Here is a 14660-nt window from a genome sequence, read left to right on the forward strand (position 1 = left end):
GTCAGCTCTCCTTCGCAGGGGTGGGGCGCAGCGTGAGCCGCAGGTTGATCGCGCTGTCGTCGGCGTCGTCGCTGTCGGGCAGCAGGACCAGGGTGTCGACCAGGTCGAACTGCAGCGCCTTGGTGATGGTGCGGATGCCGAGCGAGCCGACCGCCGACTTGCCGCCGCCGAGGAGCAGTGGCGCGACGTAGACCAGCACCTCGTCGACCACGCCGGCCTTGAGGAATGCGGCCGCGAGCTTGGGGCCACCCTCGAAGAACACGTGGTGGCGGCCGTGATCGCGGTAAAGGGTCTCGAGCGCCTCCACCGGGTCGTGGGTGCGCAGCTGCACGGTCTCGGCCTGGTCGTCGAAGACCCGGCTCTCGGGCGGGAGGTCGCGCTCCCCCATCACTACGCGCAGCGGCTGGTGCGGGCGGGGCTCGCCGTCGGCGTCGCGGACGGTCAGCTGCGGGTCGTCGACGACGACGGTGTTGGTGCCGACGAGCATCGTGTCGCACAGGGCGCGCAGGACGTGGGTGTCGCGACGGGCCGCCGGCGACGACACCCAGTGCGAGCTGCCGTCGGTCGCGGCGCTGCGTCCATCCAGCGTGGTGGCGAACTTCCACGTCACGAACGGGCGTCCGTGCTCGTGGGCGAAGGTCCAGGCCGGGTTGAGGGCCCGCGCGTCGTCGAGGAGGAGACCGTGCTCGACCTCGATGCCCGCGGCGGCGAGCATCTCCAGGCCGCCCTCAGCGATCGGGTTGGGGTCGCGCTGGGCGACGACCACCTTCGTGACGCCGGCCTCGATGAGCGCCTGCGAGCAGGGACCGGTGCGGCCGGTGTGGTTGCACGGCTCGAGGGTCACCACCGCCGTCGTGCCGCGGGCGAGGTCGCCCGCCGCGCGCAGCGCCTCGACCTCGGCGTGCGGGGAACCCGCGCCGTGGTGGTAGCCCTCGCCGACGATCGAGCCGTCAGGGGCGAGGAGCACGCAGCCGACCCGCGGGTTGGGGCCGAGGGGGACGCCGGGCGACGCCGCGAGGTGCAGCGCGCGCTGCATCGCGTCGTACTCCTGGGCGAAGGTCTCCGCCACCTGTGTCCTCTCGGTCGTCCTGTGCTCGGACTCCGGGGTATCAGGGGCGAGGGACGTCGTGGCGCGACCAGCGCTGACCACTCACGTCCATCACTCGTGCGTGCACTTCCCATCCGGACTTTGACCGTCGGTCCAGGAATTTCACCTGGTCAACCGATCGCTGGCTGCGATCGGGTCGCGGACTGTCACCGCCGGCTCGGATTTTCACCGACCCCAGAGCACGCGAGCTCTTGAGGTCAATCGTTGCACAGGGCCTGGGTATTCCCGCAACGTGTCCCTCGACACGGACCCCAGGACCCGCCGACGGCGCGATCACCGACCCCGATCAGCGCCGTTCAGCCCGCCGCCCGGAACCGGAACACCCGGTGGTGGGTGTCGAGGTCGCGGAGGGTGTCGCGGCCGTCGAAGTTCCAAAAGTAGAGCTGGACCTCGTCGCGGAAGGCCCGGCGCCCGTGGCGGAGGACGATCTCCTGGTCGTCGTCGCCGACGAACCGGTAGCGCCCCGACCAGTCGACCTCCCCGTCGCCCTCCGGGTGGAGTCCTTCGTAGTGGTAGGTGCCGTCGCGGCGCAGGACGAGGCTCCCTGACCGGCTCTTGCCCCGGTAGGCGAAGCGCTGGTCGGACCGCGCCGGCTCGACGACCTGGTAGTCGCGGTACTGCGCGTAGCTGCCGGAGAAGCCCGGGAGCTGGTAGCCGCCGTTGGCGTAGCTGGCCCGCCGGTCGTCGATCTGGAGCCGCCCGGTCTCGTCGTCGTAGAAGTAGCGGTGGCAGCCGTCGGGCCAGTCGTGGTCGACCTCGGTGCAGGGTTCGGTGTGCGGGCCGTCGTACTCGTCGTCGACGTAGACCCAGGTGTCGTCGAGGAACTCGTAGGTGCGATGCACGCCGTAGGTGCCGATCCCCCCGTTGAAGTCAGTGTCCCGCTTCCACCACAGGGTTCCCTCCAGCGAGCCGACCCAGCCGGTCGGCGCCGGCACAGAGACCGGGACCCTGCCGCACGTCCAGTCCACCGCCGCACCGTCGCGGACCACTGTGCCGCCGATCCGGATGGTGAGGAACTGGTCGTCCGCCGGGTCGATGGCCAGGTCGCCGGGATTCGGCGGAGCAGTCCAGAGATCCAGGTCGGCGGGCAGGTCGGGCATCGACGTCACGGTGAAGGGCCCCGGGTCGAGGGTGACCTCGGCGCTGTCGAGGTGGCTGGGGTGCGGGATCACCCCGGCACCGGGATAGCTGCCGGGATCCGACAGCAGGGTCACGCCGATCCCCGCCTCGGAGGCCCACGGGATCCAGCGTGGGCAGGAGATCGCGATCGGGAAGGTGCTCGGAATGTCGGCGTAGCCGGTCTCGGACAGCAGGACGACCCCTCCCCGCCAGATCCTCGGACCGTGGTCGACGGGGTCCGGTGAGTCGTAGCTGATGGCACGCGCGCAGTCGACCGGGTCGAACGGCGCGATGCCGATGCGCGCGACCAGCTCGCTCCAGTCGTCGGAGACGGTGAACTGCTCGGTCTCGGGAAGGGGATCGCCAGCGGCGTCGTACGCCGACGCAGCGGTCAGGTCGTCGGTATCCACCACGATTCGGCGCGCCACCTGGCAGGCCCCGCCGTCGGAGGTGCCGAGAGCGACATGCACGTAGCGGCCGGCGTCAGGGGCGAACCAGTAGTAGGGGCTGACCTCGATCCGACCGAGGCCGGGCTCCACCGAAACGGTGACGTCGTTGCTGCCGCCTTCGCCGTGGAGCTCCAGGGTCGCGGTGAGAACCACCGGGGTCGGGTCGGCCGCGGGGGCGGCGGTGCCGTCCGGGACGAGGAGCGCAACCGGGAGGGCTGCCGCGAGGGCGACAGCGCCGAAGGTCCGAGAAGCGGCCATGTCCCCATTGGACTCCTGGCGCACCCGGGCCGGCGACGGCCAGAAGGATGAAATCCGGGACCGTCAGGGAGCGACGGCGTCGGCGGCCTTCGCTCGCAGGGCGGAGATCATCGCGTCCGGGTCATCGGCGGAGTAGACCGCGCTTCCGGCGACGAAGACGTCAGCACCTGCCTCAGCGCAGCGCTCGATCGTCTCGAGAGAGACGCCACCGTCGACCTGGAGCCAGGTCTCGATGCCGTGCTTGTCCATCATCGCCCGCGCGCGGCGGATCTTCGGCAGGCAGAGGTCGAGGAACTTCTGGCCGCCGAAGCCGGGCTCGACCGTCATGATGAGGAGCATGTCGAGCTCGGGGAGCAGGTCCTCGTAAGGCTCGATCGGTGTGGCCGGCTTGAGCGCCATCGAGGCCCGTGCGCCCGCCGCGCGGATCTCGCGCGCCAGCCGCACCGGAGCTTTCGTGGCCTCGACGTGGAACGTCACCGAGCCGCACCCGGCCTCGACGTAGGCCGGGGCGTTGCGATCGGCGTCGGCGATCATCAGGTGCGCATCGAGCGGGACGTCGGTCGACCGTGCGAGCGCCTCGACCATGGTCGGCCCGAAGGTCAGGTTGGGGACGAAGTGGTTGTCCATCACGTCGACGTGGATCCAGTCGGCCCCGGGGATGCGGGCGACCTCCTCGCCGAGACGTGCGAAGTCGGCGTTGAGGATCGACGGCGTGATCTGGATATGCCCCACGGACGGTGATTCTAGTGAGGGTCCTCCCCCTCGTCGGCGCTGCCCTGGTCGACGGCACCTTCGGCATCGTCACGGTCGGCCCACTCGAGCAGCGCAGCGATGTCGAAGACGTGGTCGTCGATGTCGGCGTGCAGGTCGCCGATCTGGGCGAATCGCTTCGGCACGGTGTGGATCGTGAAGTCGCGGGGATCGGCGTCGTCGATCTCGTCCCACCGGATCGGGGTCGACACCCGCGCGTCCGGCAGACCCCGCAGGGAGTAGGCCGCGGCGATCGTGTGGTCCCGGGCGTTCTGGTTGTAGTCGACGAAGACGTGCGCCGGGTCGCGGTCCTTCTTCCACCACGTCGTGGTGACCCGGTCGGGGGCGCGTCGCTCGACCTCGCGAGCGAAGGCGAGGGCGGCTCGCCGTACGACCTTGTGGTCACCGTCGGGCCGGATCCGCACGTAGATGTGCAGCCCCTTGCTGCCACTGGTCTTGGGGAAGCCGACCGCACCGAGCTCGTCGAGGACCTCCCGCGCCACGTGGGCGACCTTCCGCACGTCGTCGTAGGTCGACTCCGGGCCCGGGTCGAGGTCGATCCGCCACTCGTCGGGCTGCTCGGTCTGGCCGCGACGGCTGTTCCAGGGGTGGAACTCGACCGTCGACATCTGCACCGCCCAGAGGACCGCACCCAGCTCCGTCACGCAGAGCTCGTCGGCCGTCCGGCTCCATCGCGGGAAGAAGAGCTGCACCGTCTCCACCCACGGCGGCGCCCCGGCAGGAAGCCGTTTCTGGTGCACCTTCGGGCCCGCCAACCCCTTCGGGAACCGGTGCAGCATGCACGGGCGCTCCCAGAGAGCATTCACGATCCCGGGGCCGACAGCCCGGTAGTACTCGACGACGTCGAGCTTCGTCACCCCGGCTTCGGGGAAGTAGAGGCGATCGGGGTTGCTGACCCGCACCACGCGGTCGTCGACCTCGATCTCCACCGCCGGGCTCGCCATGGCGCCGAGCCTAGCGACGGGTGGCGAGGGTCAGCGCCAGCCGAGCTCGGGAGCGACGTGGGTGAGGATCGACTCGAGCACGTGGGCGTTGTAGTCGACGCCGAGCTGGTTGGGCACGGTCAGCAGCAAGGTGTCGGCTGCGGCGATGGCCTCGTCCTCGCGCAGCTGCTCGACCAGCACGTCGGGCTCGGCGGCGTAGGAGCGACCGAACACCGCGCGCATGTTGTCGATGTTGCCGACCTGGTCGGTCGATGCTCGGTCGGCGCCGAAGTAGGCGTGGTCCAGCTCGTCGGTCAGGGCGAAAATGCTGCGGCTGACTGACACGCGCGGCTCACGCTCGTGACCGGCCTCCCGCCACGCCTCGCGGAACGCGTCGATCTGCTTGCGCTGCTGCACGTGGAAGGGCTCGCCGGACTCGTCGGCCTTGAGCGTGGAGCTCATCAGGTTCATGCCCATCTCGCCGGTCCACCGTGCGGTCGCCTCGGAAGCGGCGCCCCACCAGATCCGGTCGCGCAGTCCCTCGGAGTGCGGCTCGACGCGGAGCAGCCCGGGCGGATTGGCGAACATCGGACGCGGGTTGGGCTGGGCGAACCCCTCGCCCTTGAGCACCTCGAGGAGGACCTCGGTGTGTCGGCGGGCCATGTCGGCCTCGGTCTCGCCCTCGGCGGGCGCGAAGCCGAAGTAGCGCCATCCGTCGATGACCTGCTCCGGTGAACCGCGGCTGATGCCGAGCTGCAGCCGGCCGTCGGCGATCAGGTCGGCGGCGCCCGCGTCCTCGGCCATGTAGAGGGGGTTCTCGTAGCGCATGTCGATCACGCCGGTGCCGATCTCGATCCGGCTGGTGCGTGCGCCGATCGCCGCGAGCAGCGGGAACGGGCTCGCGAGCTGGCGCGCGAAGTGGTGCACCCGGAAGTAGGCGCCGTCCGCGCCGAGCTCCTCGGCCGCGACGGCGAGGTCGATCGACTGGTGGAGCACGTCCGAGGCGGTCCGCGCCTGCGACGGCCCGGGCGACCAGTGGCCGAACGACAGGAACCCGATCTTCTTCATGATTGGTTCAACGTTCAACCACTCCTGGCATTCCCACGGCCTACGAGCGCCGCAGCAGCGCGAGGAACATCGCGTCGGTGCCGTGGACGTGCGGCCACAGCTGGGCGGTGCCGGGCAGCGGTCCGTCGGCCCGGGTCACGCCGGGCAGCAGCGGGCGGACGTCCTCGAGCGTCACGTCATCGCGCCCGCCGATCGTCGAGGCGACGACCTCGCCCGTCTCGGCGCGGACCGGCGAGCAGGTCGCGTAGAGCACCACTCCCCCGGGCCGCACCAGGTCCAGCGCGCTCGCCAGCAGACGGCGCTGCAGCAGCACCAGGGTCAGCAGGTCGTCGGGGCTGCGACGCCAGCGCGCCTCGGGACGCCGCCGCAGCGCACCGAGTCCGGTGCACGGGGCGTCGACGAGGACCCGGTCGACGGATCCTGCTGCGATCGGCGGCTGGGTGCCGTCAGCGGTGAGGACACCGATGACGCCCGGGGTCGCGCCATCGAGGTCGGTCACCGCCCGTCGTACGAGCCCGGCACGGTGGACGTGCTGCTCCACAGCGAGTACGCCGGCACCCCGCTGCGCCGCCAAAGCAGCCAGCAGCGCGGCCTTCCCGCCCGGGCCGGCGCAGAGGTCGACCCAACGCTCGTCGCGCCCCTCGAGCGGCGCCGAGGCCAGCGCGAGCGCGACCAGCTGAGAACCCTCGTCCTGGACGCCCGCGCGTCCTTCCGCCACGGCGGGGATGCGGGACGGGTCGCCGCCCTCGAGCACGACCCCGTAGGGCGAGAAGGTGGTCGGCGTGCCGGGAAGCTCGGAGACCTCGCACCGACCGGGGCGGGCCACGAGGGTCACCTTCGGCGGCACGTTGTCAGCGGCCAGCAGGGCATCGATGTCGTCGTCGGGCGCGGCGACGTCGAGCAGGTCGACGACCCATCGCGGATGGCTGTGCTTGATGGCGAGGTGATCCATCCGGGCGTCCCGGGACGCCGACGGGTCGGGTGCGACCTCGGCGACCCACGCGTCGAGGTCGCGACGGGCGACCGAGCGCAGGACGGCGTTGACGAAGCCAGCGCCACCTTGACCGGACTTGGCCCGGGCCAGGTCGACCGTGCTCGAGATCGCTGCGTGCGTCGGCACCCGCATCGCCAGCAGCTGGTGACAGCCGAGTCGCAACAGGTCGAGGATCGCGAGCTCGACCTTCCGCAGCGGCCGGTCGATGCAGGCGGCGAGGATCGCGTCGTAGGTGCCCTGGCGGCGGATCGTGCCGGCGGCGAGCTCGGTGGCGAACCCCGCGTCGCGGGTGTCGAGCCCGTGCCGCGCGACCACGGCGGGCAGGGCGAGGTTGGTGTAGGCATCCTCGGTGCGGACCAGCCGCAGCACCTCGAGGGCCGCGCTGCGCGCCGGGTCGGCCGGGCGGGCGGCGGGTGGTCGGCGGCGGTTCCGTTGGTCGGGCATCGAGCGCGGCCGGCTCACACGAACGTCGCGCCGTCGGCGAGGCGGGCGCCACGCGCCCAGTCGGCGGCCGCCATCTGCTTCTTGCCGAACGCCTTCACCTCGCCCAGCCGCACGGGCAGCGTCCCGGTGCCGACGAGCACGTCGTTCTTGCCGACGGCGAGCACTCCGGGAGCGAGCGCGGGGCCGTTGCCGACGATCTGGACGGGGCCGAGCTTGACCCGCTCGTCCTCGAACGTCGTCCACGCGCCGGGCCCGGGGGTGCAGGCGCGGATCCGACGGTCGCTCGCGACCGCCGACTGGGTCCAGTCGACCCGGGCGTCGTCGACGGAGATCTTCGGCGCCAGGCTCACACCCTCGCTCGGCTGCTCCCGCGCGAAGAGCGAGCCGTCAGCGATGCCGTCGAGCGTGGCGACGAGCAGGCCGGCACCGCCTTCGGCGAGCCGCCCGAGCAGATCACCGGCGGTGTCGGTGGGACGCACGGTCTCCGTCATCACGCCGTAGACCGGTCCGGCGTCGAGGGCCTCGACGATGCGGAAGGTCGCCGCACCGGTGATCTCGTCGCCCGCCCAGATGGAGTGCTGGACCGGAGCCGCGCCGCGCCAGGCCGGCAGCAGGGAGAAGTGCAGGTTGACCCAGCCGTGCTCGGGGATGTCGAGCGCGCTGCGCGGGATGAGCGCGCCGTAGGCGACGACCGGGCAGCAGTCGGGCGCGAGCTCGCGCAACGCGGTCTGGAACTCGGGGTCGCGCGGGTGGTCGGGCTTGAGCACGGGCACGCCGAGTTCGGCCGCCCGGACCGCGACCGGGCTCTCGGCGAGCTTGCGTCCACGTCCCGACGGGGCGTCGGGGCGGGTGACGACGCCGACGAGCTCGTGCGGTGACGCGGCGATGGCGTCGAGCGCGGGGACGGCGACCTCCGGCGTGCCGGCGAACACCACCCTCATCGGCCGAACCCACCAGTGGCGTGCGGCGAGATCTTCACGGCCGGCTGCTCGAGGCCGAACCACTCCGACTCCCGGATCTCCTTCATGGCCGCCTTGCGCGCTGCGTCGTCGAGCCGATCGATGAAGAGCACCCCGTCGAGGTGGTCGGTCTCGTGCTGGATCGCCCGAGCGAGCAGCTCGGAGCCCTCAATCCTGACCGGGTCGCCGTACATGTTGAAGCCGGAGGCCACCAAGGACAGCGCGCGCAGGCAGTCGTAGGTCAGCTCGGGCAGCGAGAGACAGCCCTCGGGCCCGTCCTGCGTCTCCGCGGAGAGGTCGAGGACCGGGTTGATCAGGTGACCGACCTCGCCGTCGACGTACCAGGTGAAGACGCGGAGGCCGACCCCGATCTGGGGCGCGGCGAGACCGGCACCGGGCGCGTCGAGCATCGTGTCGGTGAGGTCGGTGACGAGCTGGCGGAGCTCGACGTCGAAGTCGACCACCTCGATCGCCCGCCGGCGAAGCACAGGGTCGCCGAACAGTCGGATAGGTCGGATGGCCACCCCGGAAGTCTAGGGGCCCGTCGCCTAGGTCAGATTTCTAGGGGATCGACCTGGATGCGCACGGGATCCAGCTTGCGGGCCGACCGGAGCCGCTGGAGCTCCCCGAGCATGGTCGACAGCGACGCGCCCTCGGCCATCGGCACCCGCAGCACCGCACGCTCGGTGTCGTCGTCTCCCTCAGGAGATGCGAGTGGACCGAGCACCTCGGCGTGATCGGGCAGGGCGAGGAGCGTGAGTGCGTCGTCGAGCGCACCCGGCCCGGCCGTCAGCGTGGCGACCCGGGTGGCGGGCGGCAGGTGCGCGTCTCGACGGTCGGCGGCCTCACGGCCGGCGAAGCCGGACTGGTCCCACCGCACCAGCGCCTGGAGCGCCGGGGTCGCGGGGTCGCCGATGATGAGCGCCCGACCGCCAGGCCCCAGCAGGCCGATCGCGTTGGACCAGCGGCGGACGGCCTCTTCGGCGGCGCGCATGCTGTCGCGGGCGAGGAGCATCCAGGCGTCGAGGAGCACGACGACGGCGTAGCCCTCGGCCGCCACCGGTTCGGCGCCGGGGGTCGCCACCACGATGCGGCGCTCGCCGTCGACCTCCGCGCGGATCCGGTCGCCGCTCGAGGTCACCACGGCCACGGGCGCGAACGCCCGCCCCAGCTCGTCGGCGGTCCGGGCGTCACCGATCACGGGTGCCCGAAGACCCCGCCCGCCGCACTCGCGACACGCCCAGTCGGGTGCCTCCGTGGCGCACCAGCGGCACCGCGGCGGGGTCGTCGGCCCGGTCAGCTGGAGCGGTCCGGCACAGGCCTCACAGCGCGCGGGCGTGCGGCACCGCTCGCAGGTCAGGCGCAGGGCGTAGCCGGCCCGCGGGGTCTGCACGAGCACCGGCCCCCGCTCCAGCCCCCACCGCACTGCGTCGTGGGCCTCCTTGGGCAGTCGCCGCGCACCCGCGAACGGGTCACGGTCGCTGTCGACCCCCGCCACGCCGATCAAGGCCCGCTCCCGCAGCGTCTCGCGCGGCACGGCGAGCTCGTGCGCCCAGCCGGTGTGGAGCAGGTGGTCCGCCTCGACACTGCGCGCGAATCCCCCGACCAACGCAGCGCAGCCCTCGATCTCCGCCCTCTCGAGGAGCACCTCGCGGGTGTGGGGGTAGGGAGCGCGCGGCTCGGCATAGAGGTCGTCGCCGTCGTCCCAGATCGCGACGAGACCGAGGTCGTGGACGGGGGCGAACGCCGCCGAGCGGGTCCCGACGACGATCCGGCGCGCGCCCCGGCTCACCTGGAGGAAGTCGCGGTAGCGCGGGCCAGGACCGACGTCGGCCTGGAGCGTGACGTGCTGGTCGTCGCCGAGCACGCTGCGCAAGGCCGCGTCGACGCGGGCGACGTCGCGGTGGTCGGGAACGCAGATGAGCGAGCCGCGACCGCCGGCGAGCGTCGCGGCGGCGAGGTGGGCGAGCAGGGACGGCCAGTCGTCGCCCGGAGCCGCACCCCACACCGCGCGGGGTGCTCCCCCGCGACGGAGGTGGTGGAGGAAGGCGGGAGCAGCGGGGTAGGCCGCCCAGGCCTCGTCTCCCCCGGTCACCTCACCGACCGACGGAGCGGGCGCCGAGGCCTCCTTCTCGACCGTCGCGTGGCGCGGCGGGACCGCAAGCCGTCGTAGGTCGGAGCTGACGCCGGCGTAGCGCTCCGCGACGCGCCGGCAGAGCTCGGCGACCGCGGGGGTCAGCACGGGCTCGGCACTCACCAGTCGTCGCAGCGGCGCCAGGCGACCGTCGTGGTCACTGGCCTCGGTCCGCTCGATGACGAAACCATCGACGTCCTGGCCCGCGAAACGGACCTTCACCCGCACCCCGGGCACCGCCTGCTCGGCCATCGCGGCAGGCACCAGGTAGTCGAAGGTGCGGTCGAGGTGGGCCAGCGGCAGGTCGACCACGACCCGAGCAACCGGAAGATGCTCTGCAGCCTCGACCGGAGCGGCCTGCTGGGCCCGACGCGCCCGAGCCGCTGCGCCCGACTTCCGCGCGGCGGCGCGCGCCAACCCGGGCAGGGCGGCGTCGGGCTCGTCGGTCACGAGGGTTGTCTACCAGTCACGTCACACGAAAACGACGTCGCGGCCGCCCCATCGGGACGACCGCGACGACGAAGAAGTGGATCAGACGCCCGCGGCAGCCTTGAGCGCCTCGGCGCGGTCGGTCCGCTCCCAGGTGAACTCGGGAAGCTCCCGGCCGAAGTGGCCGTAGGCGGCCGTCTTGGCGTAGATCGGGCGACGCAGGTCGAGGTCGCGCAGGATGGCGGCCGGGCGCAGGTCGAACACCTCGAGCACAGCCTCCTGGATCTTCTCGTCCGCGACGACGCCGGTGCCGAAGGTCTCCACGAAGACACCGACGGGCTTGGCGACACCGATCGCGTAGGCGACCTGGACCTCGGCGCGGCGAGCCAGGCCCGCGGCGACGATGTTCTTGGCGACCCAACGCATCGCGTAGGCGGCCGAGCGGTCGACCTTCGAGGGGTCCTTGCCCGAGAAGGCGCCGCCACCGTGGCGAGCCATGCCGCCGTAGGTGTCGACGATGATCTTGCGACCGGTCAGGCCGGCGTCACCCATCGGACCGCCGACGACGAAGCGACCGGTCGGGTTGATGTAGAGCTTGTGACCCTCAGAGGGGACCACGGACTTGAACTGCTCGAGCACGGGCTCGATGACGTTGACCAGGATGTCCTTGGCCAGCGTGTCCTGGTCGACCTCCTCGGCGTGCTGCGAGGAGACCACGATCGCGTCGATGCGGACCGGGGTGTCGTTCTCGTCGTACTCGATGGTGACCTGGGTCTTGCCGTCGGGACGGAGGTAGGGCAGCGTGCCGTCCTTGCGCACCTCGGTGAGGCGCTCGGCGAGCGTCTGAGCGATCTTGATCGGGAGCGGGAAGAGCTCGGGCGTGTCGTCGCACGCGTAGCCGAACATCAGGCCCTGGTCGCCGGCGCCCTGCTTGTCGAGCTCGTCGCCGGAGCCGTCGACGCGCTCCTCGAAGGCGTCGTCCACACCCTGGGCGATGTCAGCCGACTGCGCACCGATGGCGAACTGCACGGCGCACGAGTCGCCGTCGAAGCCCTTCTCGGAGGAGTCGTAGCCGATCTCGATGATCTTGTCGCGCACGAGGCGTGCCATCGGCAGCTGGCCGGCGGTGGTCACCTCACCCGCGACGACCACGAGACCCGTGGTCAGCAGCGTCTCGCACGCCACCCGGCTCATCGGGTCCTGCGCGAGCAGGTAGTCGAGCACCGTGTCGCTGATCGCGTCGGCGATCTTGTCGGGGTGCCCCTCCGTCACAGACTCGGAGGTGAAGAGGCGTCCAGCCACGTTGGTTCTCCCATTCGAATGGTCACAGCCGCATCGGGCATTAGTAGGGGGCGTATAAGTCCGATTCGCCGATCCAACGATACGAGGACCGGGAGGTGATGCGGGACAGTCTCACGCAGAGGGCAGGCGAGTGGTCACCTGGTCCCAGATCACGTGGGCGAGAGCGCCTTTGCTCCCCCGCGGTACGTCCACCGCGGTGCCGTCGGCGGCCAGGATAACCGCCTCGTTGTCGTCTGCCCCGAAAACCGCTCCACCGCTCACGTCGTTGACGACGAGCAGGTCGCAGCCCTTCCGAGCGAGCTTGGCGCGGGCGAGGTCGAGGACCGACCCGTTGTCGTCGCCCGTCTCGGCCGCGAAACCCACTACGACCGTGCCCGGAGCCGGTCGGTGCGACGCGAGCTCCTTGAGGATGTCGGGGTTCTGCTCCAGCGTGATGGCCGGCGCTGAGCCGTCCTCGGCCTTCTTGATCTTGGTGTCGGAGCGGTGCACAGGCCGGAAGTCAGCAGGCGCTGCGGCCATGACGACAGCGTCGGCACCCGCCGAAGCAGTCAGTACGGCGTCGCGCAGCTCGGCCGTCGACTCGACCCGCACGACCTTCACCCCAGCGGGGTCGGGCAGCGTCACGTTGGCGGCGACGAGGGTGACCTCGGCACCGCGGGCGGCCGCCGCGCGGGCGAGGGCGTAGCCCTGGCGACCCGAGGAACGGTTGCCGAGGAACCGCACCGGGTCGAGCTTCTCCCGGGTGCCGCCGGCGGAGACGACGACGCGGCGACCGGCGAGGTCGAGCACGCCGGTCGTCGAACCGGTCGCTGCGCGCTCGAGCACGTCGCGGCAGAGCTCGAAGATCTCTTCAGGTTCGGGGAGCCGCCCCTTGCCGGTATCGGCGCCGGTGAGCCGGCCCTCGGCCGGCTCGACGACCAAGACCCCGCGCGAGCGCAGCGTCGCGACGTTGGCCGCCGTCGCGGCGTGCTCCCACATCTCGGTGTGCATGGCCGGAGCCATCACGACCGGGCAGCGCGCCGTCAGCAGGGTGTTGGTGAGCAGGTCGTCGGCGAGGCCGTGCGCGGCCTTGGCCATCAGGTCGGCCGTCGCCGGGGCGACCACGACGAGGTCAGCTGACTGGCCGATCCGCACGTGGGGCACCTCGTGGACGCTCGACCAGACGTCGGTCGAGACGGGCTTGCCCGACAGCGCGGCCCAGGTCGGGGCGCCCACGAACTCCAGGGCGGCTGCCGTCGGCACGACGGTGACGTCGTGACCGGACTCCGTGAACCGCCGCAGCAGCTCACAGGCCTTGTAGGCGGCGATGCCGCCCGAGACCCCGAGCACTACGCGCGGCCGCGTCACGCCAGGCTCAGATCACTCGGCGGCGCTGGCGGGAGCGGTGGGCGCACCGCCAGCGAGCTCCTGGGCGGCGAACTCGGCCGGGTCGATGTCCTCGCAGGTCAGCAGGTCCTCGTTGATCTCGCGGAGCGCGATCGACAGCGGCTTCTCCTGGACGTGCGTGTCGACGAGCGGGCCGACGTACTCGAGCAGGCCCTCGCCTAGTTGCGAGTAGTAGGCGTTGATCTGCCGGGCGCGCTTGGCGCTGTAGAGGACCAGCTTGTACTTGCTGTCGGTCTTGCTGAGCAGGTCGTCGATCGGGGGGTTGGTCACGCCCTCGGCGGCGATGTTCGGGGCAGACACAGGCTTTGCCTCACAGGTAGATCGGGGATGGGGTCGACCGGGGCGACGTCAACAGACGCAATGAGCGCGCGTCAAGATCGGCCGAGCGTCATCAAGGTTACCAACTCGGTGGCTGCATCGTGAACTTCATGGTTGACGATCGTCACATCGAACTCCGCCTCAGCCGCGAGCTCCTCGACCGCCGTCGCCAGCCGGCGCTCCCGCTCCTCGTCGCTCTCGGTGCCGCGACCGACCAGTCGGCGTACGAGCTCGTCCCACGACGGCGGCTTGAGGAACACGAAAAGGGCCTCCGGCATCGTCTGCCGCACCTGCCGCGCACCCTGGAGATCGATCTCCAGCATCGCCGGCCGGCCGGCGGCCAGGGCATCCTCGACGGGCCCGCGCGGAGTGCCGTAGCGGTGGCGTCCGTGGACCACGGCCCACTCGAGCAGCTGCTCCTCGTCGACCAGCCGGTCGAACTCGGCGTCGTCGACGAAGAGGTAGTGCACGCCGTCGACCTCGCCGGGCCGCGGCGCGCGCGTCGTCGCCGACACGGAGATCCACACGTCGGGGTGGTCCTCGCGGACCGCAGCCGCGACGGTGCCCTTGCCGACGGCCGTCGGGCCGGCGAGCACGACGAGTCGGCTCGGAGCGCTCCGGGGGGTGCTGGCGTCAGTCACCCGGCGCGAACTCGCGCTCGAGGGCGGCGACCTGCTTCGCCCCGAGCCCACGGACCCGGCGCGACTCGGCGATGCCGAGGCGCTCCATCAACTGGCCGGCCCGGACCTTGCCGAGGCCGGGGACGGCCTGCAGCAGGTCGATGACCTTCATCTTGCCGACGACCTCGTTGGTCTGCCCCTCGGCGAGGACCTCGGCGATCGAGGCGCCGGAGTTCTTCAGCCGGTTCTTCACCTCGGCCCGCTCGCGACGGGCGGCAGCCGCCTTCGCGAGCGCAGCTTGGCGCTGTTCGGGGGTCAGAGGAGGCAGAGCCACTTACACGGATCCTTCTGTTCAACTTCTCGCAGCGCAGACGCTGA

At 71.6% G+C, this 14660-nt stretch carries 14 protein-coding genes and 1 riboswitch; all 14 genes read right to left on the bottom strand.

Going from position 1 to position 14660, the window contains the following annotated elements:
• Position 1: 1 nt before the first annotated feature.
• Complete coding sequence (ribD, locus tag F0U44_RS21550; protein WP_149730541.1) at positions 2-1036, bottom strand: bifunctional diaminohydroxyphosphoribosylaminopyrimidine deaminase/5-amino-6-(5-phosphoribosylamino)uracil reductase RibD; 1035 nt, start codon at positions 1034-1036, stop codon at positions 2-4.
• 129 nt (positions 1037-1165) lie between these two features.
• Positions 1166-1295, bottom strand: a riboswitch (FMN riboswitch).
• A 109-nt stretch (positions 1296-1404) separates the two neighbouring features.
• Positions 1405-2934, bottom strand: coding sequence for a hypothetical protein (locus F0U44_RS21555; RefSeq protein ID WP_149730459.1), 1530 nt, complete (start codon positions 2932-2934; stop codon positions 1405-1407).
• A 63-nt stretch (positions 2935-2997) separates the two neighbouring features.
• Positions 2998-3666: a ribulose-phosphate 3-epimerase gene (gene rpe / locus F0U44_RS21560; protein WP_188113618.1), complete on the bottom strand. Its 669-nt coding sequence runs from the start codon at positions 3664-3666 to the stop codon at positions 2998-3000.
• Positions 3667-3677: 11 nt separating this feature from the next.
• The gene (gene ligD, locus F0U44_RS21565) at positions 3678-4649 is read right to left on the bottom strand and encodes a non-homologous end-joining DNA ligase (RefSeq protein WP_149730460.1); all 972 of its coding nucleotides are present in this window, start codon (positions 4647-4649) and stop codon (positions 3678-3680) included.
• Positions 4650-4679: 30 nt separating this feature from the next.
• Positions 4680-5696 carry an LLM class flavin-dependent oxidoreductase gene (locus tag F0U44_RS21570; protein WP_149730461.1) on the bottom strand — a complete coding sequence of 339 codons (1017 nt, stop codon included), beginning with the start codon at positions 5694-5696 and terminating at the stop codon, positions 4680-4682.
• A gap of 40 nt (positions 5697-5736) precedes the next feature.
• Positions 5737-7134, bottom strand: a complete 1398-nt coding sequence (locus tag F0U44_RS21575; RefSeq protein ID WP_149730462.1) for an RsmB/NOP family class I SAM-dependent RNA methyltransferase — start codon at positions 7132-7134, stop codon at positions 5737-5739.
• Positions 7135-7148: 14 nt separating this feature from the next.
• Positions 7149-8075, bottom strand: a complete 927-nt coding sequence (gene fmt, locus F0U44_RS21580; RefSeq protein WP_149730463.1) for a methionyl-tRNA formyltransferase — start codon at positions 8073-8075, stop codon at positions 7149-7151.
• Complete coding sequence (gene def, locus F0U44_RS21585) at positions 8072-8617, bottom strand: peptide deformylase (RefSeq protein ID WP_149730464.1); 546 nt, start codon at positions 8615-8617, stop codon at positions 8072-8074. Before def ends, fmt begins: the two co-directional genes overlap by 4 nt.
• Before the next feature lie 29 nt (positions 8618-8646).
• Positions 8647-10677 carry a primosomal protein N' gene (locus F0U44_RS21590; protein ID WP_149730465.1) on the bottom strand — a complete coding sequence of 677 codons (2031 nt, stop codon included), beginning with the start codon at positions 10675-10677 and terminating at the stop codon, positions 8647-8649.
• A gap of 81 nt (positions 10678-10758) precedes the next feature.
• On the bottom strand, positions 10759-11958 hold the full coding sequence (gene metK, locus F0U44_RS21595) for a methionine adenosyltransferase (protein WP_149730466.1): 1200 nt from the start codon (positions 11956-11958) through the stop codon (positions 10759-10761).
• Between the two features lie 111 nt (positions 11959-12069).
• On the bottom strand, positions 12070-13305 hold the full coding sequence (gene coaBC, locus F0U44_RS21600; RefSeq protein WP_149730467.1) for a bifunctional phosphopantothenoylcysteine decarboxylase/phosphopantothenate--cysteine ligase CoaBC: 1236 nt from the start codon (positions 13303-13305) through the stop codon (positions 12070-12072).
• A 12-nt stretch (positions 13306-13317) separates the two neighbouring features.
• Positions 13318-13644 (bottom strand): DNA-directed RNA polymerase subunit omega, encoded by a 327-nt coding sequence (gene rpoZ / locus F0U44_RS21605; RefSeq protein WP_149730468.1) that lies wholly within the window; start codon positions 13642-13644, stop codon positions 13318-13320.
• A 71-nt stretch (positions 13645-13715) separates the two neighbouring features.
• A complete protein-coding gene (gmk, locus tag F0U44_RS21610) occupies positions 13716-14303 on the bottom strand; it encodes a guanylate kinase (protein WP_149730469.1) in 588 nt (195 codons plus the stop codon).
• Complete coding sequence (mihF, locus tag F0U44_RS21615) at positions 14296-14616, bottom strand: integration host factor, actinobacterial type (protein ID WP_149730470.1); 321 nt, start codon at positions 14614-14616, stop codon at positions 14296-14298. The genes gmk and mihF overlap by 8 nt, the downstream gene beginning before the upstream one ends.
• Positions 14617-14660: the final 44 nt, after the last annotated feature.

This window comes from Nocardioides humilatus, from assembly GCF_008373755.1.
Lineage (GTDB): Bacteria > Actinomycetota > Actinomycetes > Propionibacteriales > Nocardioidaceae > Nocardioides > Nocardioides humilatus.

Coding starts and splice junctions, on each gene's coding strand:
- ribD (WP_149730541.1), bottom strand. CDS start 1,036: ATGCAGCGCGCGCTGCACCTCGCGGCGTCGCCCGGCGTCCCCCTCGGC.
- F0U44_RS21555 (WP_149730459.1), bottom strand. CDS start 2,934: ATGGCCGCTTCTCGGACCTTCGGCGCTGTCGCCCTCGCGGCAGCCCTC.
- ligD (WP_149730460.1), bottom strand. CDS start 4,649: ATGGCGAGCCCGGCGGTGGAGATCGAGGTCGACGACCGCGTGGTGCGG.
- F0U44_RS21570 (WP_149730461.1), bottom strand. CDS start 5,696: ATGAAGAAGATCGGGTTCCTGTCGTTCGGCCACTGGTCGCCCGGGCCG.
- F0U44_RS21575 (WP_149730462.1), bottom strand. CDS start 7,134: ATGCCCGACCAACGGAACCGCCGCCGACCACCCGCCGCCCGCCCGGCC.
- fmt (WP_149730463.1), bottom strand. CDS start 8,075: ATGAGGGTGGTGTTCGCCGGCACGCCGGAGGTCGCCGTCCCCGCGCTC.